The following is a 21480-nucleotide window of genomic DNA, read 5'->3' as shown; positions in this document are numbered from 1 at the left end:
AGGCGCATGCAAGCTCAATATATCGGCGCCTCCACCATCATCCTCGAAGTGCTCTGGCGCTTCTGGCCGGTCTGGGCCGCGCTCGCCATCGTCATGGGTGCGAGCTTTCTCTACAAGAAGAAGCTGGCGCTCTACGGCCAGTTGTTCGACAGCGGCGTCGGCATAGCGGGCGTGTTCATCTGCCTGTTCTGGCTGTTCACGGCGATTTTCGCCTCGACCATCTCGCCTTTCGATCCGCTCGGCCAGATCCCGATCATGAAGGACACGCTGCCGGGCGCCATCGAACCGCAATCGGGGCTCGTCTACCTCTTCGGCGGCGACAAGCTCGCCCGCGACGTGTTCTCGCGCATGGTCTATGGCAGCCAGATCGTGTTGATCATCGCACCCGCCGCGACCGGTTTCGCGCTGATGGTCGGCATCACGCTTGGCCTGCCGGCCGGCTACTACGGCGGCAAGATCGATTCCATCCTGTCGTTCCTGGCCAACCTCGTGCTGGCCTTCCCGGTGATCCTCCTGTTCTACCTGCTGGTGACGCCCGGCATCATGGACACGCCGATCCCCTATGCGCTGGCCGGCGTCTTCTTCCTGTTTCCGATCATTTTCTTCAGCGTGCTGTTCTGGACACGCTACAAGAACCGGCCCGACCGGATTTATATCCTGCTCGGCCTGACACTGATCATCGGCGGCTGGATCTATCTCGGCCTTGTCTTCGACAGGGATCCGCTGCACATCGTCCACATCGATCCCAACCAGCTCAATATCTTCGTGGCGGTGGTGTTCGCCTCCAGCCCGGGCGTGTTCCGCATCGTGCGCGGCCTGGTGATGGACATCAAGACGCGCGACTATGTGGCGGCGGCGCAGACGCGCGGTGAATCGCCTTGGTACATCATGCTGTGGGAGATCCTGCCCAATGCGCGCGGGCCGCTGATTGTCGATGCCTGCCTGCGCATCGGCTACACCACCATACTGCTCGGCACGCTGGGTTACTTCGGCCTGGGCCTCGCGCCCGAGAGCCCGGACTGGGGTACGGCGATCAAGGATGCCAGCCGATTGCTGCGGTCCTTTATTCACCCGGCGCTGCCGCCGACGATCGCGTTGATGTCGTTCGTGCTGGGTCTCAACCTGCTCGCCGACTCACTGCGTGAGCAATCGATGAAGGATTGACGGCGGGGTCTCAGATCCCACTTGGCCAAGAATAAGGATTGGAGCGACCATGAACGAGGCAGTTCGAAATCCGGCACAGCCGATCATCGAGATCGAGAACCTTTCGATCTCCTTCTTCACCCGCAAGGGCGAGATACCGGCCGTCATGGACTTTTCCTGCACGGTCATGCCGGGTGAGGCGATGGGCATCGTCGGCGAATCCGGTTGCGGCAAGTCGACCGTGTCGCTCGGCATCATGCGCGACCTCTCCAACATCGGAAAGATCGTTGGCGGCAAGATCAAGTTCCAGGGCAAGGACATGGGCGAGCTCTCCGACGAGGAGCTGCGCGCCATCCGCGGCAACAAGATCGCCATGATCTACCAGGAGCCGATGGCCAGCCTCAATCCGGCGATGAAGATCGGCCAGCAGCTGATGGAAGTGCCGTTGATCCACGACAAGGTGTCGACGAAAGAGGCCTACTCCAGGGCGCTCGAAATGGTGCGCTCGGTCAAGCTTCCCGATCCCGAGCGCATGATGCGCTCCTATCCGCACCAGCTTTCCGGCGGCCAGCAGCAGCGCATCGTTATCGCCATGGCGCTGCTGTCGAAGCCGGCGCTGCTTCTGCTCGACGAGCCGACGACGGCGCTCGACGTAACCGTGGAAGCGGGCATTGTCGATCTGGTCAAGGGGTTGGGCGAGAAGTTCGGCACCTCGATGATCTTCGTGTCGCACAATCTCGGCCTCATCCTGGAAACCTGCGACCGCATCACGGTGATGTATTCGGGCGAGGCAGTCGAGACCGGCAAGATCAAGGACGTCTTCGACCGGATGCGCCACCCCTATACGCAGGGGCTGTTCCGTTCGATCCCGCTGCCTGGCGCCGACAAGAACTCGCGGCCGCTGATCTCGATCCCGGGGCAATTGCCACTGCCGCACGAACGGCCCAAAGGCTGCAATTTCGGCCCGCGCTGCCACCATTTCGTCGAGGGCGTCTGCAACGCCGCCGAAATCCCGATGATCGAAGTCGCCGGACACGAGGGCCATTTCTCGCGCTGCGTGCGCTTCAACGAGATCGATTGGGAGGCATTGCCGCCCGGCGCCAAGAAGGTGAATGAGCGCGTCGTGCCCGGTGCGCCAGTACTCAAGATCGAGGACCTGCGGAAATACTACAAGGTCGGCGGCAGCGAGGTGTTCGGCTCGAGCGAAGGCCGCGTCGTCAAGGCCAACGAGACGATCTCGTTCATGGCACGCGAATCCGAGACCGTGGCCATCGTCGGCGAATCCGGCTGCGGAAAGTCGACGCTTGCCAAGGTATTGCTCGGGCTGGAAACCGCCAGCTCCGGCAGCGTCACGCTCGGCAACAAGGAAATCCAGTCGACCGGCATCGAGAAGCGCAGCGTCGACACCGTGTCGTCGATCCAGATGGTGTTCCAGAACCCGTTCGACACGCTGAACCCCAGCCATTCGGTCGGGTCGCAGATCATCCGGACGCTGGAAAAATTCAACGTCGGCAAGACCGTTGCCGACCGGCGCAAGCGCATGCTGGAACTGCTCGACCTGGTGAAACTGCCGCGGGCGTTCGAAACCCGCAAGCCGCGCCAGCTTTCCGGCGGCCAGAAGCAGCGTATCGGCGTGGCGCGAGCCTTCGCCGGCGACGCCAAGGTGGTGGTGGCCGACGAGCCGGTTTCGGCGCTCGATGTCTCGGTGCAGGCGGCGGTGACGGAACTGCTGATGGACATCCAGCGCAAGAACAAGACGACGATGCTGTTCATCAGCCACGATCTCTCGGTCGTGCGCTACATCGCCGACCGCGTCGTCGTCATGTATCTCGGCTATATCGTCGAGCAAGGCACGACAGACCAGATCTTCGCGCCGCCCTATCATCCCTATACCGAGGCGCTGCTCTCGGCGATCCCGATTGCCGACACCAGCGTGGTCAAGAAGCACATCGTGCTGGAAGGTGACATCCCCTCGGCGATGAACCCGCCGTCCGGCTGTCCGTTCCAGACACGCTGCGGCTACAAGAAGCTGGTGCCTGACAATCTGTGCGAGACCAAGGTGCCGCCGGTCAAGAACCTCGGCGATGGCCATATGAGCCTGTGCTGGCTCTCCGACGACGTGCTCAAGACCATGGAGCCGGTGATCAAGTTCGACAGGGAACATGCCGCCCATGAAGGCGTGCCTGACGACGCGCCGCATGGCGAAGGTCCGGGCTTTGCCGGCGAGCCGCCAAAGCGGCCACATGGCAAGGTGGCAGGTGCTGAGGCCGACGCGATCGGGGAGGCCGCCGAGGAGGCGGACGCCGTTTCGCGGGCCCGTCGCCACGAAGTCCGCGACGAGGTGTCGGAAACCGGTGATTCAAAACCGAAAGACACGACAAAGCCGCACTAGCGCGGACAGGACATCAGCTCCCGCATTGCTGCAGCTGAACAGCATAGTCGCGGGCCATCTTGTCGGTGGCCCGTGCGTAGCCCTGGACGCCGGCATCGCCACGATTGCCGCGGCCATAGGCGGTCCAGCCTAGGTAATAGGCGAGGTAGAGGTTGTAGGTGTCGTTGCGCGCGACGCCATATGTGTCGGCTGTCTTGGAATGATACCAGCCGACGAAGTCGACGGCGTCGGCGAATCTCGTGCGCCGCGCCGCCCAGTTGCCGGTTTCGCGCTGATATTGCGACCAGGTGCCGTCCAGCGCCTGCGAGAAGCCGGTGGCCGAGGAGACATGTTTCCACGGAATGAAGCCGAGCAGTTTGGTGCGCGGCGGCCGGGCGTTGCTCTTGAAGCCGGATTCCTTGCGCACCGTCGCCATCAGCACCGGCACCGGCACGCCATATTTCTGTGAGGCGCGCTCGGCACCCGACTGCCAATTGTCGAACCAGCCATCGTTCTGATCGAAGACGGCGCAGACATTGTTGATGTGACTGGGTGCCGTGGCGCAGGCCGAAAGTGCCAGCAGCACGCCAACCGCTACAATTTTACTAAAACTCGACCTACGCATTGGATGAGCAATAGGCCGAAATCATAAAGGGAATCTTGCTGCCGCTGTTAACGCCTCGTCGGCACGGTCAGGTGAGAAAATGCCATAGCTGTATTCCGACGCCAATTGTCGCCTTTTATAAAGTCGTGCTGAGCATATGCCGCCTTGGCTAAAATCACGCCCGTAAACGGCGCATTTCTGACAGCTTGCGCGGTTTACCGAAGCTTTGATGCCGGCATGACCGAACCAAGACGCAAGCGCGGCGCCGAGCGTACCAGCAACCGGGGGCCAGCGCCCATCGCACAGCTGCGGCCCAGGCGGGTGATCAATCCCTATCCGCCGATGGCCTTGCTGTCACCAGACCAGATCGAGGCGATCCATCAGGCGTCGATGCACATATTGGAGAATTTCGGCATCGAGGTGATGAGCCCGCGTGCGCTGTCGCTGTTCGAGAAGGCCGGCGCCAAGGTCGATCACGCTTCGGCCAATGTGCGCGTCGATCGCGGCATGATCGACGAGGCGCTGAAGACGACGCGGTCCGGCTATACGCTGACCCCACGCAATCCGGCCAACACAATCCATCTCGGCGGCAACACCATCAATTTCACGCTGGTTGCGGGTCCTCCCAATGTGCATGACATGGAGCGGGGCCGCCGTGCCGGCAATCTGCGCGACTATGCTGATCTGACCAGGCTGGCGCAGCATTTCAACTGCGTCCACATGCTTGGCAACCAGGTCTGCGCGCCGGTCGAACTGCCGGCCAACTCACGCCATCTCGATACGTACTTCACCAATCTGACGCTGACCGACAAGAGTTTTCATGTCTCGGCGATCGGCCGGGGCAGGGCGCTGGACGGCATCGAGATGATGGCGATCGCGCGTGGGATGACGCTGGCCCAGATGGCTGATGATGCCGGCATTGCCACCATCATCTCGGTCAACTCGCCGCGTCGCTTCGACGAGATGATGGCCGAGGGGCTGATGACCATGGCCGAGTACGGCCAGTCGGTGGCGGTGACACCGTTCACGTTGATGGGAGCGATGAGCCCGGTGACGCTGGCCGGGGCGCTGGCGCAGCAGAATGCCGAGGCGCTGTTCGGCGTCGTGCTGACGCAGCTGGTGCGGCCAGGCGCGCCCGTGATGTACGGCGCCTTCACCTCCAATGTCGACATGAAGTCGGGCGCGCCGGCCTTCGGCACGCCTGAAAACACCAAGGCCAACATCGCTTCGGGTCAATTGGCGCGCCGCTATGGCCTGCCATACCGGACGACGCCCGGTTCGGCTTCCAACGCCGCCGACGCGCAAGGCGCCTATGAGACGCTGATGGCGTTGTGGGGCGCGGTGCTTGGCCATGGCAATCTCGTCTACCACGCCGCCGGCTGGCAGGAGGGCGGGCTGACGGCTTCGTTCGAGAAATTCATCATCGACGTCGAGATGATCCAGCACATGATGGAGTTTTTGCGCCCGATCGTGGTCGATGAGGCCGAACTTGCCGTCGAGGCGCTGGGCGCGGTGCCGACCGGCGGCCATTTCTTCGGCGAGCCGCACACGCTGGAGCGCTACGCCACCGCCTTCTACCAGCCGATGCTCTCCAACTGGCAGAATTACGAAGCCTGGCAGGAGGCCGGCGGCCTCGACGCAACCGCGCGCGCGACGCGGCTGTGGAAGAAGGCGCTGGAGGATTATGTCGAGCCGGTGATGGACATCGCCGTACGCGAAGCGCTCGAGGCCTACGTGGCCAAGCGCAAGGAAGCGATCGGACAGGGCGAGCCGTGATGCGCCACGAACGTCCCGTTTTGAATCATCCCACCCATCCAACTAACTGATATCAGAGAAGAAACCATGAAATCGCATGCAAAGGTCGTGGTCATCGGCGGTGGCGTCGTCGGATGTTCGGTGCTGTTCCATCTCGCCCGTCATGGCTGGACCGACGTCGTGCTGCTGGAGCGCGACGAGCTGACCTCGGGCTCGACCTGGCACGCGGCCGGCGGCATGCACACGATCAATGGCGATCCCAACGTCGCCAAGCTGCAGAAATACACCATCAACCTCTACAAGGAGATCGAGGAGCTGTCGGGCCAGGCAACCGGCGTCCACCTGACCGGCGGCGTGCTTCTGGCGGCCACCGAGGCGCGGCTCGACTGGCTGCGCGGGGTGGTCGCCAAGGGCCGTTATCTCGGCATCGAGCTGGAGGAAATCTCCCCGAAAGAGGCGGCCGAACTGATGCCGCTGCTCGATCCCAAGCAGTTCGTCGGCGCCGTCCGCAACAAGGAGGACGGCCACCTCGATCCCTCCGGTGTCACCCACGCCTATGCCAAGGCGGCACGAAAACTCGGCGCCGAGGTGGAGCGCTTCACCAAGGTCGAGGATATCGTGCGCCGTCCCGACGGGCTGTGGCGCGTCATCACCAACAAGGGCGAGGTGGTGGCCGAGCATGTCGTCAATGCCGGCGGCCTGTGGGCGCGCGAGGTCGGCCGCATGGTTGGGCTCGAACTGCCAGTACTGGCGATGGAGCACATGTACCTGATCACCGAGGACATGCCGGAGGTTGCCGCCTGGAACCAGAAAACCGGCACCGAAATCATCCATGCGGTCGATTTCGACGGCGAACTCTATCTGCGCCAGGAGCGCGGCGGCATGCTGATGGGCACTTATGAGAAGGCCAACAAACCGTGGTCAGAATACCAGACGCCGTGGAATTTCGGCCATGAATTGCTGGCGCCGGATATCGACCGCATCGCGCCGTCGCTCGAGGTCGGGTTCCGGCATTTCCCGGCTTTCCAGAACACCGGCATCAAGCAGATCATCAATGGGCCCTTCACTTTCGCGCCCGACGGCAACCCGCTGGTCGGGCCGGTGCGCGGCCTGCCGGGCTTCTGGGTCGCCTGCGGCGTCATGGCCGGCTTCAGCCAGGGCGGTGGCGTTGGTCTGGCGCTATCCAACTGGATGATCGAGGGCGATCCCGGCGCCGATATCTGGGCGATGGATGTTGCGCGCTACGGCGACTGGGCGACGATGGCCTACACCAACGCCAAGGTGCGCGAAAACTATTCCCGGCGTTTTTCGATCCGCTTCCCCAACGAGGAACTGCCGGCCGGGCGGCCGCTAAAGACGACGCCCGTCTACGACCTGTTGTCGGCCAAGGGTGCGCAGTGGGGCGTCGCCTACGGGCTGGAAGTGCCGCTCTGGTACGCGCCGGAAGGGGTCAAGGACGAATTCTCATGGCGGCGCTCGAGCGACTTCAGCCATGTCGCGGCCGAAGTCGCGACGGTTCGCGCAGGCGTCGGCCTGTCGGAGATATCGAGCTTCGCCAAATACAAGGTGACGGGCGAGGGGGCCGCTGCCTGGCTCGACCGGATGCTCGCCTGCAAGCTGCCGAAGCCCGGTCGCATGACGCTCGCCCCGATGCTGAAGGATGACGGCAGGCTGATCGGCGACTTCACGCTGGCCAATCTCAGCCCCCAAGGTCGGGAAGAAGGGGGCTGGTTCCTGGCCGGCTCCGGCATTGCCGAGCAATATCACATGCGCTGGTTCGAGCAGCATCTGCCCGATGATGGCTCGGTCCATATAGAAGCGCTGGGACAAAAGCTTACCGGCCTGTCGATTGCCGGCCCCAAGGCCAGGGACGTGCTGGCGAAAGCCACGCGCTCCGACATCTCGAACGCGGCATTTCCCTTCATGGCCGTCGGCAAGATGGATGTCGGCATGGCGCCATGCCTGGTCGGCCGCGTCAGCTACACCGGCGATCTCGGCTACGAGATCTGGGTGGTGCCGGAATATCAGCGTGCCGCCTATCAGGCGCTGATGGCGGCGGGGGCGGAATTCGGCATCGGTCTGTTCGGCTCGCGCGCGCTCAACGCGCTGCGGCTGGAGAAGAACTACGGCTCATGGGGGCGCGAATACCGGCCGATCTATGGGCCGCTGGAAGCCGGCATCGATCGTTTCGTCGCCTACGGCAAGGACGCAGATTTCATCGGCAAGGCGGCGGCTCTGGCCGAGCGCAAACAGGGCGGCAAGTTGCGGCTGCGCGCCTTCATCGTCGATGCCGACGATGCCGATGTCATCGGCGACGAACCGATCTGGTTCGGTGGCGCGGTGCGCGGCTGGGTGACGTCGGGCGGCTATGCCCATCATTCGAAGAAGTCGGTCGCTGTCGGCTATGTGCCGAAGGAGATCGCAGAGGAGAGCGACGGCTTCGAAATCGAATTGCTGGGCAAACGGCATGCGGCGCGCATTCAGGCGGCGCCGCTGTTCGATGCGAATTTCGAACGGATGCGGGGGTGACCCCCCGCATGGGATCATGCGCCGCGGCGGTTGTCGAGCGCGAAGGCGCCGGCGCCGGCAAAGACCAGATAGAGGAAGATGAAGCAGAACGAGATCGCCGAATCGCCGCTGTTGTTGACGGGGAAGAAGTCGCGCGGCATGTGAGCCATGAAATAGGCAATCGCCATTTCGCCGGCCAGAAGGAATGCGACCGGGCGGGTGAAAAGGCCCAGCGCCAGCAGAATGCCACCAGCGAATTCGAGGATGCCCGCTGCTAGCGGCAGTCCGCTCAACGCGGTGGCTGCGTGGTCGCTGGCGGGGAAATTGAACAGTTTCTGCGTGCCGTGCTCGATGAACTGCAGCGCGGTCATGATGCGCAGAACGCCAAGCGCCTGCGGCTGGTATCTGGCAAGGCCATCGAAAAGCTTCATCCAAAACTCCGTTTGGCTTCTCGGACCGGCCATAGGTTATTGCCCGGCAGTGGACCATTCACATCCCATGGCCAGCCATCAACAATTGGTGATTGGAAATGTTCCCCGCCTTTCATGTTCTCGTAAAGGTTGCATTTTTGTCTGTTTGGTTGTATTGGTTGTAGGCGTCGATTTGGATGCTCTTCACATGTGGGTCCCCTTGCCATGAAAAAAGTCGCCATCAGCCTGTTCGCAATCCTTGTGAGTACCAGTTTAGCCATGGCCGAGGACGCCGGCTGCGAGGCCTTCAGATGGCCGGTGACGCGCGAACAGGCGCTGTTTGCAACGGCACCCTCAACGCCGTCCGGAGCGACACTGGCAGTAGGGGCGGCCGCGGATCTGGCGCTGGTGCCGGCCGAGAAGGCCGGCTTTGCGGTGCCGCCCGAACGCGCACCTGCGGAAGGCACGTTCGGCGCTGTCGCCAGTGTGGCGGTGCCGCCGGAGGGGACCATCCAGATCAGCCTGTCGGGCGAGGCCTGGGTCGATGTTATCCAGGACGGCAAAGCCGTGAAATCGTCCGGCTATAGCGGCGTCAAGACGTGTCCCGGCATCCGCAAAAGCGTGCGCTTCAAACTCGCGGCCGGCCAGGCCACCGTCCAGTTCAGCGGTGCCAGGAAAGAGACCCTCAAGGTCGCGGTGCTGGCACCGGAATAAGCCGACGCCAGCAAGCGTGATATCAGCGGTTGACGCGGGCGCTTATCGCACCGGCGCCATCAAAGCGAAGTGCGCGCCTTGCGGATCCTGGCATTGCACGACCCAGCTGCCTCCGGGGACCTCCATCGGTCCCATCAGGATCTTGCCGCCATTGTCGGTGACGCGTTTTGCGGCCGCGTCGATCCCGGTGACGTTAAAATAGAACTGCCAGACCGGCACCGGAATCTGCTCGGGCTTGTTCATGATGCCACCGCCGGATTCGGGGCCGGCGGTAAAGGTCTGGTAAGTGCCCATCGGCCCCATGTCGAATTCGCCGGCATTGGCCCAGCCGAACTGGCTGGAATAGAAGTCAAACGCGGCCTTCCAGTCGCTCGTATAAAGCTCATGCCAGCCGATATGGCCCGGCGTGCTGGCCGGCACGACGGGCTGGTCGGGGCCGTTCGGCTGCAGGAGCATGAAGGTCGCGCCTTGCGGATCGGCCACGACGGCAAAGCGGCCGACGCCTGGAATGTCGTCGGGCTGGCGGTGAACGGCGCCCCCCGCCTTTTCCAGCGACGCTGTTGCCGCGTCGACATCCCTGGCGTGGATGTAGCCCAGCCAGGCGGGCGGCATGCCCATCTTGGCGGCATCCTGAGGCATCGTCATCAGGCCGCCGACGCCACGCTCGCCGGCATTCATGACGACATAGCGCGGCATGCCTGGGGCCTTATCGAAGGGCTCGGCCTTCCAGCCCACCACGGCGGGGTAGAAAGCCTCGGCGGCGTCGAGGTCTGACGTCATCAGTTCGTACCAGAAGAAGGGCATCGGGGATTGTGGCATGGTCGGTCTCCTCACCTTTGTGCGCCGATCGTCGTTCGATCCATCCTAGGACGATCTTGACGACGGAAATCCGACATCTGGGCTGGAAATCGGGAACGGCAAGGCGCACCCTCTTGGCAATCTTGCGTGTCTTGCGATTTTCGCCTTTGCTTGGCCTCGAGGAGGAGGTCGTCGTTCCATGCGGCAGATGTCACTTACCGCCGAGCTTGTCGCACTGTGCCATCGCGACGAGGCCGATCCCGGGCCCAGCGGCGGCTGGACGCAACTGAGCGACGAGGATTTCCGGGTCCTTTCCGCGCGGCTCGCCCATGAAGCAGATGCGGGGCCGCTATGGGTGTTCGCCTATGGCTCGCTGATCTGGAAGCCGGCTTTCGAGTCCGTCGAACGCCAGCGTGCCACCGCCCATGGCTGGCACCGCTCGTTCTGCATCGACATGGTTCGCTGGCGCGGCAGCGTCGCGCAGCCTGGACTGATGATGGCGCTCGAACGCGGCGGGCGGTGCGATGGTGTGATCTACCGTTTGCCGGAAGGGGAGAAGGCTGCTCAGATCGAAAGGCTGTTGCGGCGCGAGATCGACGATCATGAGAGCGTCGCTTCGGTCAGGTGGGTCCCGGTGCGTACGGCGCAAGGGCATCTGCGGGCGCTGGGTTTCTGGGTCGGGGTGACGGGCAGGGGCACTTCGCTCGGGCAGCCGCTGGAGACAGTGGCACGGGTGCTGGCGCGCGCCTGCGGCCATGTCGGCTCCGGGGCGGAATATCTTTACAACACGGTCAGCCACCTCGAGGAATTCGGCATTCGCGACCGCAATCTTTGGACGTTGCAGCAATTGGTCGCCGACGAGATCAGGTCTATCCACGGCAACGGCAGGGGTGGCGGCCTTATCCCAGTGTCACCGTCATCATAACATGAATACAATTATCATATTTTCTTCCAGTCTTTTCAACGGTTTGTGCCAAAAATTGACCAATTGATAAAAAAATAAAACGTGCTAGCCTTCCCCAAAACGAAAACATGGGGAACTGAGAATGCCAGAAGGCCAGTTCAAAGAGGGTATTGTCGGCGGCCGACTTCTGCCCGACCAATACACGGATAATTTTTCCGACCTGCATCCCCCGCTCGATCATCACGAGGCGCTGGTCGAATGCGACCGCTGCTATTTCTGCTACGACGCGCCGTGCATGAACGCATGCCCGACCTCGATCGACATTCCGCTGTTCATCCGCCAGATCTCGACCGGTAACCCGATCGGCTCGGCCAAGACCATCTTCGACCAGAACATTTTGGGCGGCATGTGCGCCCGCGTCTGCCCCACCGAGACGCTGTGCGAGGAGGTTTGCGTGCGCGAGGTTGCGGAAGGCAAGCCGGTCCAGATCGGTCGTCTGCAGCGCTACGCTACCGATGTCGCGATGAGCGAGAGCAGGCAGTTTTATCCGCGTGCCGAGCCGACAGGAAAGACCGTAGCCGTCGTCGGCGCCGGCCCGGCCGGTCTTGCCGCGGCGCACCGGCTCGCCCGCCATGGCCATGACGTGACCATCCTGGAGGCGCGCCCGAAGGCGGGCGGCCTCAACGAATATGGCATCGCCGCCTACAAGAGCGTCGACAACTTTGCCCAGGCCGAGGTCGACTATGTCACCGCGATCGGCGGCATCGACATTCAGAACGGCAAGGCGCTCGGCCGCGACTACCAGCTCTCCGACCTGATCCGCAATTACGATGCGGTGTTCCTCGGCATGGGACTTGGCGGTGTCAACGCGCTGCGCGCCGATGGCGAGGATGCCGCCGGCGTCACCAATGCGGTCGAATTCATTGCCGAACTGCGCCAGGCCAGCGACCTCTCAGGGTTGCCGGTCGGCCGCCGCGTCGTCGTCATCGGCGGCGGCATGACGGCGATCGACGCCGCCGTGCAGTCGAAGCTTCTTGGCGCCGAGGAGGTGACTATCTGCTACCGGCGCGGCCAGGAGCATATGAACGCCTCCGAATTCGAACAGGACCTGGCCGCCGCCAATGGCGTCACCATCCGTCACTGGCTGCAGCCAAAGCGGGTGATTGCCGAAGGCGGCAAGGTCAGTGCCATCGAACTCGAATACACGGCACTCGACGGCGACCGGCTTGCCGGCACCGGCGAGACGCTGACGCTGGTTGCCGACCAGGTGTTCAAGGCCATCGGCCAGAGTTTCGTGCCGGCTGCACTCAACGGCAGCGGGGGGTCGATCGATCTCGAAGCCGGCCGTATCAAGGTCGACGCGGAAGGGCGCACATCGCTGGCCAAGGTCTGGGCCGGCGGCGACTGCATTTTTGGTGGCGACGACCTGACCGTTTCGGCCGTGGCGCAAGGGCGCGACGCGGCGGAAAGCATCCACAGGAGCCTGACCCAGGGATAAGGATCATGGCCACGGTGGAACCGGGCATTGCCCGTCACTATGAGATTTCAGGCCTGGAGGAGCGGATTCTTGCCGCGCTTGCCGACACCGGCGTGGAAATTGCCCATCTGAGCGCCGACGATCTCGCAGTGGTCGACGAATTCCACATTGGCGGCGTGGCCGCCACCAGGGAACTCATCGATCAGATGGGGCTGAAGCCTGGAGCCCGGCTTCTCGACATTGGTTCAGGCATCGGCGGCCCGGCCCGTTTTGCCGCGAACAATGCCGGCGCCGATGTCACCGGCATCGACCTGACCCAAAGCTATGTCGATATCGCGACCAGCCTGTCGAAACGGGTGGGAATGGCCGGCAAGACGCGCTTCGTGCAAGGCAGCGCGCTGGACATGCCGTTCGCCAAGGCCAGCTTCGATGCGGCAATGATCCTGCATGTCGGCATGAACCTTCCCGACAAGGCCAAGCTGATGAGCGAGGCCGCCCGCGTGCTGAAGCCCGGCGGCGTCTTTGCCGTCTATGACGTGATGCGGCTCAAGGATGGAGCACTGGCCTATCCGCTGCCATGGGCCTCCGACGCGACCATGTCGTTCGTCGCCACGCCTGCTGATTATCGAGCCGCCGCCACCGCCTGCGGCTTTTCAGTAATCGCCGAGCGCCCGCGCGGCGCTTTCGCCATCGAATTCTTCGCCACCATGCGTGCCCGCATGGCTGCCGCGCAGGCCGAGGGCAAAAAGCCGCCGCCCGGCGTCGCCCTGATCATGGGCGAGGATGCCCGCACCAAGATCGCTAATCTCACCGCCGCGCTTGAAGGCGGCATTCTTGCACCCGTGGAAATGCTCCTTCGTCTCCGTTGAAAGGGACCTGTCATGGCTGACATCAGAAACAATTTCGTCGGCATCAAATCGCCCAATCCGTTCTGGCTGGCCTCGGCGCCGCCGACCGACAAGGCCTACAACGTCATCCGCGCTTTCAAGGCGGGTTGGGGCGGTGTCGTCTGGAAGACGCTGGGCGAAGAGGGGCCGCCGGTGGTCAACGTCAACGGCCCGCGCTACGGCGCGATCTGGGGCGCCGACCGGCGCCTGCTCGGCCTCAACAACATCGAACTGATCACCGACCGCGATTTGCACACCAATCTGCGCGAGATGAAGCAGGTCAAGATGGATTGGCCCGACCGTGCGCTGATCGCCTCGATCATGGTGCCCTGCGTCGAGGAGAGCTGGAAATCGATCCTGCCGCTGGTCGAGGAGACCGGCGCCGACGGCATCGAGCTCAATTTCGGCTGTCCGCACGGCATGTCGGAACGCGGCATGGGTGCGGCCGTCGGCCAGGTGCCGGAATATATCGAAATGGTGGTGCGCTGGTGCAAGCAATATACGCGCATGCCCGTCATCACCAAGCTGACGCCCAACATCGCCGATATCCGCAAGCCGGCGCGGGCAGCGCATGCCGGCGGCACCGACGCGGTGTCGCTGATCAACACCATCAATTCGATCACCGGCGTCGACCTCGACAGTTTCGCGCCGATGCCGACCATCGACGGCAAGGGTTCGCATGGCGGCTATTGCGGCCCGGCGGTGAAGCCGATCGCCATGAACATGGTGGCCGAGATCGCCCGCGACCCCGAAACCCGCGGCCTGCCGATCTCGGGCATTGGCGGCATCACCACGTGGCGCGACGCCGCCGAATTCATGGCGCTGGGCGCCGGCAATGTGCAGGTCTGCACGGCGGCGATGACCTACGGCTTCAAGATCGTGCAGGAGATGATCGCCGGCCTCGAAAACTGGATGGACGAGAAGGGCCACCGCTCGCTCGACGACATTATCGGCCGCGCCACGCCCAACGTCACCGACTGGCAGTATCTCAACCTCAACTATGTCGCCAAGGCGCATATCGACCAGGATGCCTGCATCAAATGCGGCCGCTGCCACATCGCCTGCGAGGACACCTCGCACCAGGCGATCACCAGCATGGTCAACGGCGTCAGGCATTTCGAGGTGATCGAGGCCGAATGCGTCGGCTGCAATCTGTGCGTCAATGTCTGCCCGGTGGACAATTGCATCACCATGGAGCCGCTTGCGGCCGGCGCGTTGGACCAGCGCACCGGCAGACCTGTGTCGCCGGTCTATGCCAACTGGACCACGCACCCGAACAACCCGATGGCCAAGGTGGCGGCGGAGTAGGGGCAACCTTCAAAAGCGGCGTCTGCGGACGTCGCTTTTTCATTTTCCTATTGCAGATAAATATTATCCAGGATATTCTGTGTCTATGAATTGGAGACTAGCATTATGAAGCTGGGCGAGGGTGTTGAGGCGGCCATCCACTGCGCGGCGACACTGGCGAGCGTCGACGGCAACAGCACCATGCCGGGCGCGGCGCTGGCGGAATCCTTTGGCCTGTCGCCGAGCTATTTGCTGAAGCACCTCAACATGCTGACGGCGTCCGGCATTCTGGAATCGGTGCCGGGCCCGGCCGGCGGCTACCGGCTGGCGCGGGCTGCCGAACGCATCACGCTGCTCAACATCGTGCTGGCCATCGAAGGGCGCGAGCCGGCTTTTCGCTGCGGCGAGATCCGCCGCAACGGTCCGGTCAAGCTCGATGCCTCTGCTTATGTCAAACCTTGCGGCATCAATGCCGCGATGCTGAAGGCGGAGCGCGCCTACCGGGCAGCCCTCGCCGAGGTGAAGTTGTCCGATATCGTGGCGGATTACGCCGCGGAAGGCGACCCCAGATCATTTGCCGCGAGCTGCGCCTTTGTCGAGCGCCATCAACGGCGGCAAAAACCCAGTTCAACCAAACAAGCCTAAATTAACCTCCCCAAGGATGCGAAAGGAAAGACGATGAAACAGAGGCTGCAGTTCTTCGCCAAGGCGCCCGAGATCATGAAGGCCGTGTCGGCACTCAACAAGGCGGTCGACGAATGTGGACTGGAGGTGAGCCTGCTGCACCTGGTCAAGCTCAGGGCCTCGCAGATCAATGGCTGTTCCTTCTGCGTGGAGATGCACAGCCGCGAAGCCAGGCGCGACGGCGAGACCGAGCAGCGGCTCTATCTCGTCGCCGCCTGGAAGGAATCGCCGCTGTTCTCCGAGCGCGAACGCGCCGGACTGGCCTGGACCGAGGCGGTGACGCTGATCGCCAACAACGGCGTGCCGGACGAACTCTATGCGCGCACGCTGGAGCATTTCTCGGAAGAAGAGTTGGTCAAGCTGTCCGTCGCGGTCGGCATGATCAACACCTGGAACCGACTTTGCATTCCGTTCCACGCCATCCATCCGATGCCGGCCGCCAAGGCGGCCTGACAGTCCGGACATCTGTTGGGGGCGCCGCCGGGGAAAGGCGGCGCCCCTACTGTTTCAAAGGGGGAGTTCAATGCCTGTCGATTTGCCTTCGACCTTGCTGTTTCTCGGTCGCCTGCTGCTCGGCGGTGCCTTTGTCTTCGCCGGCCTGCGCAACATCCAGAACGCGGATTTCCTGACCAGGTTGGTGGCCGCGCGTGGCGTGCCCCAGGCCCGGCTGGCGTTGTGGGCTGGCATTGTCGCGCAGATCATCGCGGGAGTGCTGGTGATGGTCGGCCTCTGGACCGCGATTGCCTGCGTGGTGCTGGTGCTGTTCCTGATCGTGGCGACGCCGATGTTCCACAATTTCTGGGATCATCAGGTCCGGAGCGTGCATCCCGCATCAATGGCTTCGTCGGCAATGTCGCACTGAGCGGAGGTTTTTGTCGCTGATCGCGCAGTCGCTTTAACTCTCCAACGTTTTACGCCGCGAACCGCAGGCCGCCATCGCAGGTCAGCACCTGGCCGGTCACGAAGCCGTTGGAGACGAGGAAGGCTATCGCCGAGGCGACGTCCTCGGCGCGGCCGATGCGGCCGACCGGCGTTTTCCCCGCATAGTCTGCAAAGACCGCCTGCCGCTGCTCTGCGGGCAAAAAGTCCCACCATGGCGTGTCGATGACACCCGGCGCCACGACGTTGACGCGCAGCGGCTTCAGCTCGATGGCCAGGATCGGAGCCACGGTCAGGAGCATGCCATTGATGGCGCCGATGCCGGCGACGCCCGGCGTGGCGAGCTGGGCCGATACCGCCGAGATGAAGGTGACCGACCCCGATTTGTTCAGCGTCGGCAAGGCGGCCTGCAGGCAGGAGAGTTGCGGCCGCACCTTCTCGTCGACGCCCCCGCCGATATCGGTGAGGTCGAGGGTTTCGAACGGACCGAGGCCCTTGCCGCCGCTCGCCGCCAGAACGAGGTGGTCGAACGAGCCGAGGCGCTCGAAAAATTGGCGGACTTCATCCGGTTTCGAAGCGTCGAAGGCCGCCTTGTCGGCCGCTCCGCCAAGGCTTTTCCAGGCGCTGATGAGCTTGTCCTGGTTGCGCCCGGTGATCGTGACCTTCATGCCCGGGCCGAGCAGTTTGCGCGCCGTCGCCAGGCCGATGCCGGATGAGCCGCCGATGATCACCGTGTGTTCGGTTCTGTTGGTCATGAATGCTGTTCCTTCGTTTTAGGGAAAGCCAGCCCGACGAGGTCGAGGCTCAGGCTTCGCAATTGTTGTCTTGCCTTGGCATCGTAAGCCTGGGCGTCGGCGCGGGATTCGCGCAGGTCGTCGAAATAGAGGCCGCTGCGCCCTTCCAGCGCGGGCGAGGTGGCGAGATTCAAGATAGCCTCGGCGCCGGTTTCAACGGAGCTCCACGGCGTCACGCCGGCCTGACGGACCATGGTGGTGTTCATGTAGCTCGCCGGATGCAGCGCGTTGACGGTGACGCCGCTGCCTTCCAACTGCCCGGCCAGATCGACGGTGAACAGGATCTGCGCCAGCTTGCTCTGGCAATAGGCGCGCACGCCGCTGTAACCGCGGGTCAGCATGACGTCTCCGAAATCGATCGCCTGCTGGCCGGCGGACGCGACATTGACGATGCGTACCGGGGCGCTCGCCTTCAGCAGCGGCAGAAGCTCCGAGGTCAGCAGGAAGCCGGCGAGATAATTGACGGCAAAGCGCAACTCGTAGCCATCGGCGCTTGTCTGTCGTTTGTCGCCAGCGGTGCCGACGCCGGCGTTGTTGATGAGGATGTCGAGGCGGCTCGTGCTGGTGCGAACGGCTTCGGCGAGGCGTCGTACCTCCGCCAGCGAAGCGAGATCGGCCGCGAAAAATTCGGCCTTGCCGCCGGCCGCTTCGATGGCGGCTACAGTGGCGTCGCCGCGTGTGGAATCGCGGCCATGCACCAGCACCCGTGCGCCGGCGGAACCCAGCCTTTGCGCCACCACGCGGCCGACGCCGTCGGTCGAGCCGGTAATGAGAATGGTCTTGTCTTTCAATTCCATGTTCAGAGCCTCCTGTTGTTGCTCTGAACGCAAGATGGAGCGCTTCGCCCATGTCAAACAGTTCAAACTTTATCCTGGTATCAATACTGCTATAATAGCCGGTATGAACGCTCCCGTTGCCTCCACCCGATCAGCCGACGAGAGCCGCCGGCGCGAACTCGGCGCCTTCCTGCGGTCGCGCCGGGAAAGGCTGGCGCCATCGGCCACCGGCATCGCGACAGGTCCGCGACGGCGCACGCCGGGTCTGCGGCGGGAGGAAGTGGCGATGATCGCCGGTGTCGGCACCACTTGGTACACCTGGCTCGAGCAGGGCAGGGACGTGCGGCCCTCGGTGGAAGTGCTGGCGGCGCTCTGTGAGGCCTTGCGCCTCGACGCCGTCGAGAAGCGGCATCTGTTCATCCTGGCAGGCCGCCAGCAGCCGGAGCGTCGTTTGGCGGCGCCTGAAAAGGTCGACGCTACGCTGTTGCACATGCTGCAAAGCCTGGTGCTGCAGCCCGCCTATGTCGTCGGCCGCCGTTGGGACGTACTTGCCTGGAACGACGCGGCCGTGGCGGTGTTCGGCGACTATGGCTTGCTCGAGGGCGATAGCAGAAACATCGTCCACATGGTGTTCACCAACCCGCACCATCGCCGCCTGCTGGTCGACTGGGAAGAACTTGCCCGCGTGGTGCTTGCTTCGTTTCGTGCCGAAAGCGCCAAATATGTCGGCGATCTGGATTTCGAACGGCTGATCGCGCTGATGATGAGTTCAAGTCCCGAGTTCCGTGACTGGTGGCCCCGGCGCGACGTGGCGCGCAGGCTGAGCGGCGTGAAGCATGTCCGGCATCCCATGGTGGGCTTGATGGCCTTCGAGCATATGAGCCTGTCGATCGACGACGGCTCGGACATGCGGCTGATCGTCTACACGCCGCTCGCCGAGCAGAACTCGATCTCCAAACTTCAAAGATTGCTGGAGGCGATGCCGGCCGAACGGCGCAGCGCGTGAAGTTATCTGCCGGCGCGCTCTCAACTTCGTCATCCACGGGCGGAGCGGAAGCGAAGCGGACGCGCAGACCCGAGGATCCATGCCGTTACCTTGACAGTATAGTGCAGCGGAGCAGAATTCTGGACCGTAGCGGCGCTCATGTGTCGCGGCATGGATTCTAGGGTCTGCGCCGCGTCGCTTCGCTCCTTGCTTCGCCCTAGAATGACGAAGCCAATGTGCGCTTCGGCCAATCTAGACATGATTTCGCCTGTTACCCTTTCGGCTTCAGCCCATCGAGGAACAATTGCTCCAGGAAGCGGGCAGCGTCCTCGAAGCGGCCGTCGCCGCCACGGTTCGGCCCCAGCACGGCGCGGACCTGGACATCGAAATCGGCGTAATGCTGCGTCGTCGCCCAGATCGAGAAGATCAGATGCCAGGGATCGGTCCGGGCGATCTTGCCGGCGCGCATCCAGCCCTTGATGACGGCGGCTTTCTCGTCGACCAGCGTCTTCAACTCGCCCGCCAGCAGCGGCATGATGCGCGGCGCGCCTTGCAGGATCTCGTTGGCGAACAGGCGGCTCTCGCGCGGAAAGTCGCGCGCCATTTCCAGCTTGCGCCTGATGTAACTCCTGAGTTCAGTCATCGGATCGCCGATGTCATCGAGTTCCCGCAGCGGCGCCAGCCAGGTTTCGAGCAGCCGTTCCATCAATGTCTCGTGAATGTCTTCCTTGCGGCGGAAATAGTAGAGCAGGTTCGGCTTCGACATGCCGGCGGCTTCGGCGATCTGGTCGATGGTCGAACCGCGGAAGCCGTTGGTGGAAAACACTTCGAGCGCGGCCTCCAGGATCAGTTCGCGCTTTTCCTGCTGGATGCGGGTGCGGCGAGGGGCTTGCGTGCTCGTGATCACCGTTGCGGACTCTCGTATTGCCAAATCTCGCATTCAAGGACATCTGGACCAATTCTCTGGACCAGTTTTTCCCCAGGCTGTGGAACGCACTTCAGGAGCCGCATTTCCGCTAGTAATCCATTGACCGCCGACATGGCGGTGCTAAACGTTTGTCCAATCGGTCAAAATTTGCGTAGCATGAAAGCGCGGCAAAGACCAAGCGTTGGACGCAGCGAAACAGGTTACAAGGGGAAGTCTTGGTCATGTCCAACCGGCTGAAAGTCACGCCGAACGATCTCAGCGCATTCTGGATGCCGTTCACGGCAAACCGGCAGTTCAAGCAGGCGCCGCGCATGTTCGTGTCCGCCAAGGACATGCATTACACAACCAGCGATGGCCGCAAGGTATTGGACGGCACCGCTGGCCTGTGGTGCGTCAACGCCGGCCATTGCCGCCCCAAGATCACCGAGGCGATCCAGCACCAGGCCGCCGAACTCGACTATGCACCCGCCTTCCAGATGGGCCATCCGATCGTGTTCGAACTGGCGAACCGCCTGGTCGACCTCGCGCCCAAGGGCATGGACCATGTTTTCTTCACCAATTCCGGTTCGGAATCTGTCGAAACGGCGCTGAAGATGGCGATCGCCTATCACCGCGTGAAGGGCGAAGGGTCGCGCACCCGGCTCATCGGCCGCGAGCGCGGTTATCACGGCGTCAATTTCGGCGGCATCTCGGTCGGCGGCATCGTCACCAACCGCAAGATGTTCGGCACGTTGCTGGGCGGCGTCGACCACATGCCGCACACGCATCTGCCGGAGAAGAACGCCTTCTCCAAAGGCGTGCCGGAGTATGGCGCGGAGCTCGCCAACGAACTCGAGCGTATCGTCGCCCTGCATGACGCCTCGACCATCGCCGCCGTCATCGTCGAGCCGGTCGCGGGTTCCACGGGCGTCATCCTGCCGCCGAAGGGCTATCTCGAGAAGCTGCGCGAAATCTGCACCAAGCACGGCATCCTGTTGATCTTCGACGAGGTCATCACCGGCTTCGGCCGTCTCGGCGCGCCGTTCGCGGCCGACTATTTCGGCGTCACGCCCGACATCATGACCACCGCCAAGGGCGTCTCCAACGGCGTCATCCCGATGGGCGCGGTGTTCGTGAAGAAGGAAATCCACGACGCCTTCATGACCGGCCCCGAGCACATGATCGAGTTCTTCCACGGCTACACCTATTCGGGCAACCCGATCGCCTGTGCGGCCGCACTCGGCACGCTCGACACCTACAAGGAAGAGGGCCTGCTGACGCGCGGCGACGAACTGGCGCCTTACTGGGAAGATGCGCTGCATTCGCTGAAGGGCGAACCGCATGTCATCGACATCAGGAACATCGGCCTGATCGGTGCGATCGAACTGGCGCCGATCGCCGGCAGTCCGACAAAGCGGGCCTTCTCGGCCTTCGTCAAGGCGTTCGAGCGCGGCGCGCTGATCCGCACCACCGGCGACATCATCGCACTGTCGCCGCCGCTGATCATCACCAAGGGCCAGATCAACGAACTGATCGACCATGTGCGTGAAGTGCTTAGGATGATCGATTGAAGAACTGGGCGCCGATATCCCTCCCC

At 63.1% G+C, this 21480-nt stretch carries 19 protein-coding genes and 1 pseudogene; 14 read left to right on the top strand and 6 right to left on the bottom strand.

The window, feature by feature from the left end; all coding sequences use genetic code 11:
- The first annotated feature begins 6 nt into the window (after positions 1 to 6).
- Both LB557_RS06990 and LB557_RS06985 read left to right on the top strand, forming a co-directional pair.
- The gene (locus tag LB557_RS06990) at positions 7 to 1164 is read left to right on the top strand and encodes an ABC transporter permease (protein ID WP_015317136.1); all 1158 of its coding nucleotides are present in this window, start codon (positions 7 to 9) and stop codon (positions 1162 to 1164) included.
- Between the two features lie 49 nt (positions 1165 to 1213).
- Positions 1214 to 3535: an ABC transporter ATP-binding protein gene (locus LB557_RS06985; protein WP_015317137.1), complete on the top strand. Its 2322-nt coding sequence runs from the start codon at positions 1214 to 1216 to the stop codon at positions 3533 to 3535.
- Positions 3536 to 3548: 13 nt separating this feature from the next.
- Here LB557_RS06985 and LB557_RS06980 read toward each other — a convergent pair whose 3' ends face one another.
- Positions 3549 to 4139: a transglycosylase SLT domain-containing protein gene (locus LB557_RS06980; RefSeq protein ID WP_015317138.1), complete on the bottom strand. Its 591-nt coding sequence runs from the start codon at positions 4137 to 4139 to the stop codon at positions 3549 to 3551.
- Positions 4140 to 4355: 216 nt separating this feature from the next.
- Here LB557_RS06980 and LB557_RS06975 point away from each other — a divergent pair, with 216 nt between their 5' ends.
- Together LB557_RS06975 and LB557_RS06970 are read left to right on the top strand one after the other, a co-directional pair.
- Positions 4356 to 5894: a trimethylamine methyltransferase family protein gene (locus tag LB557_RS06975; RefSeq protein ID WP_224641258.1), complete on the top strand. Its 1539-nt coding sequence runs from the start codon at positions 4356 to 4358 to the stop codon at positions 5892 to 5894.
- Positions 5895 to 5960: 66 nt separating this feature from the next.
- Entirely contained in the window at positions 5961 to 8402 is a 2442-nt protein-coding gene (locus LB557_RS06970) for an FAD-dependent oxidoreductase (RefSeq protein ID WP_224641260.1), read from the top strand.
- 14 nt (positions 8403 to 8416) lie between these two features.
- On the opposite strand, the gene LB557_RS06965 is transcribed toward LB557_RS06970, so the two are convergent.
- The gene (locus tag LB557_RS06965) at positions 8417 to 8812 is read right to left on the bottom strand and encodes a DoxX family protein (RefSeq protein WP_140665323.1); all 396 of its coding nucleotides are present in this window, start codon (positions 8810 to 8812) and stop codon (positions 8417 to 8419) included.
- A 204-nt stretch (positions 8813 to 9016) separates the two neighbouring features.
- Between LB557_RS06965 and LB557_RS06960 the strand changes: the two genes are divergently transcribed.
- Complete coding sequence (locus LB557_RS06960; RefSeq protein WP_140726016.1) at positions 9017 to 9505, top strand: hypothetical protein; 489 nt, start codon at positions 9017 to 9019, stop codon at positions 9503 to 9505.
- Positions 9506 to 9547: 42 nt separating this feature from the next.
- Here LB557_RS06960 and LB557_RS06955 read toward each other — a convergent pair whose 3' ends face one another.
- A complete protein-coding gene (locus LB557_RS06955) occupies positions 9548 to 10324 on the bottom strand; it encodes a VOC family protein (protein WP_015317143.1) in 777 nt (258 codons plus the stop codon).
- A 178-nt stretch (positions 10325 to 10502) separates the two neighbouring features.
- Between LB557_RS06955 and LB557_RS06950 the strand changes: the two genes are divergently transcribed.
- The 7 genes and pseudogenes from LB557_RS06950 to LB557_RS06920 all read left to right on the top strand — a co-directional run bounded on the left by LB557_RS06950 (position 10503) and on the right by LB557_RS06920 (position 16441).
- On the top strand, positions 10503 to 11228 hold the full coding sequence (locus tag LB557_RS06950) for a gamma-glutamylcyclotransferase (protein WP_224641262.1): 726 nt from the start codon (positions 10503 to 10505) through the stop codon (positions 11226 to 11228).
- Positions 11229 to 11349: 121 nt separating this feature from the next.
- Positions 11350 to 12705: an NAD(P)-dependent oxidoreductase gene (locus tag LB557_RS06945; RefSeq protein WP_224641263.1), complete on the top strand. Its 1356-nt coding sequence runs from the start codon at positions 11350 to 11352 to the stop codon at positions 12703 to 12705.
- A 5-nt stretch (positions 12706 to 12710) separates the two neighbouring features.
- Complete coding sequence (locus LB557_RS06940; protein WP_224641265.1) at positions 12711 to 13553, top strand: class I SAM-dependent methyltransferase; 843 nt, start codon at positions 12711 to 12713, stop codon at positions 13551 to 13553.
- 12 nt (positions 13554 to 13565) lie between these two features.
- Positions 13566 to 14879, top strand: coding sequence for an NAD-dependent dihydropyrimidine dehydrogenase subunit PreA (gene preA / locus LB557_RS06935; protein ID WP_224641266.1), 1314 nt, complete (start codon positions 13566 to 13568; stop codon positions 14877 to 14879).
- 105 nt (positions 14880 to 14984) lie between these two features.
- On the top strand, positions 14985 to 15503 hold the full coding sequence (locus LB557_RS06930) for an RrF2 family transcriptional regulator (RefSeq protein ID WP_224641267.1): 519 nt from the start codon (positions 14985 to 14987) through the stop codon (positions 15501 to 15503).
- A gap of 33 nt (positions 15504 to 15536) precedes the next feature.
- Positions 15537 to 15995 carry a carboxymuconolactone decarboxylase family protein gene (locus tag LB557_RS06925; RefSeq protein ID WP_224641268.1) on the top strand — a complete coding sequence of 153 codons (459 nt, stop codon included), beginning with the start codon at positions 15537 to 15539 and terminating at the stop codon, positions 15993 to 15995.
- A 70-nt stretch (positions 15996 to 16065) separates the two neighbouring features.
- Positions 16066 to 16441 (top strand): annotated as a pseudogene (locus LB557_RS06920) (DoxX family protein).
- 12 nt (positions 16442 to 16453) lie between these two features.
- Here the strand turns inward: LB557_RS06920 and LB557_RS06915 are convergent.
- Together LB557_RS06915 and LB557_RS06910 are read right to left on the bottom strand one after the other, a co-directional pair.
- On the bottom strand, positions 16454 to 17176 hold the full coding sequence (locus LB557_RS06915) for an SDR family oxidoreductase (RefSeq protein ID WP_140665310.1): 723 nt from the start codon (positions 17174 to 17176) through the stop codon (positions 16454 to 16456).
- A complete protein-coding gene (locus LB557_RS06910) occupies positions 17173 to 18012 on the bottom strand; it encodes an SDR family NAD(P)-dependent oxidoreductase (protein ID WP_224641270.1) in 840 nt (279 codons plus the stop codon). The genes LB557_RS06915 and LB557_RS06910 overlap by 4 nt, the downstream gene beginning before the upstream one ends.
- Before the next feature lie 103 nt (positions 18013 to 18115).
- Here LB557_RS06910 and LB557_RS06905 point away from each other — a divergent pair, with 103 nt between their 5' ends.
- Positions 18116 to 18997 (top strand): helix-turn-helix transcriptional regulator, encoded by an 882-nt coding sequence (locus LB557_RS06905; RefSeq protein WP_224641272.1) that lies wholly within the window; start codon positions 18116 to 18118, stop codon positions 18995 to 18997.
- Between the two features lie 250 nt (positions 18998 to 19247).
- Here the strand turns inward: LB557_RS06905 and LB557_RS06900 are convergent, their stop codons facing one another.
- Positions 19248 to 19916, bottom strand: a complete 669-nt coding sequence (locus LB557_RS06900) for a TetR family transcriptional regulator C-terminal domain-containing protein (protein WP_224713039.1) — start codon at positions 19914 to 19916, stop codon at positions 19248 to 19250.
- Positions 19917 to 20125: 209 nt separating this feature from the next.
- Here LB557_RS06900 and LB557_RS06895 point away from each other — a divergent pair, with 209 nt between their 5' ends.
- Positions 20126 to 21454, top strand: a complete 1329-nt coding sequence (locus LB557_RS06895) for an aspartate aminotransferase family protein (protein ID WP_015317155.1) — start codon at positions 20126 to 20128, stop codon at positions 21452 to 21454.
- Positions 21455 to 21480 lie beyond the last annotated feature (26 nt).

Origin of the sequence: Mesorhizobium sp. BR115XR7A (genome assembly GCF_020165315.1) — a bacterium.
GTDB lineage: Bacteria > Pseudomonadota > Alphaproteobacteria > Rhizobiales > Rhizobiaceae > Mesorhizobium > Mesorhizobium australicum.
This window is presented reverse-complemented; position numbering and strand designations above follow the sequence as displayed.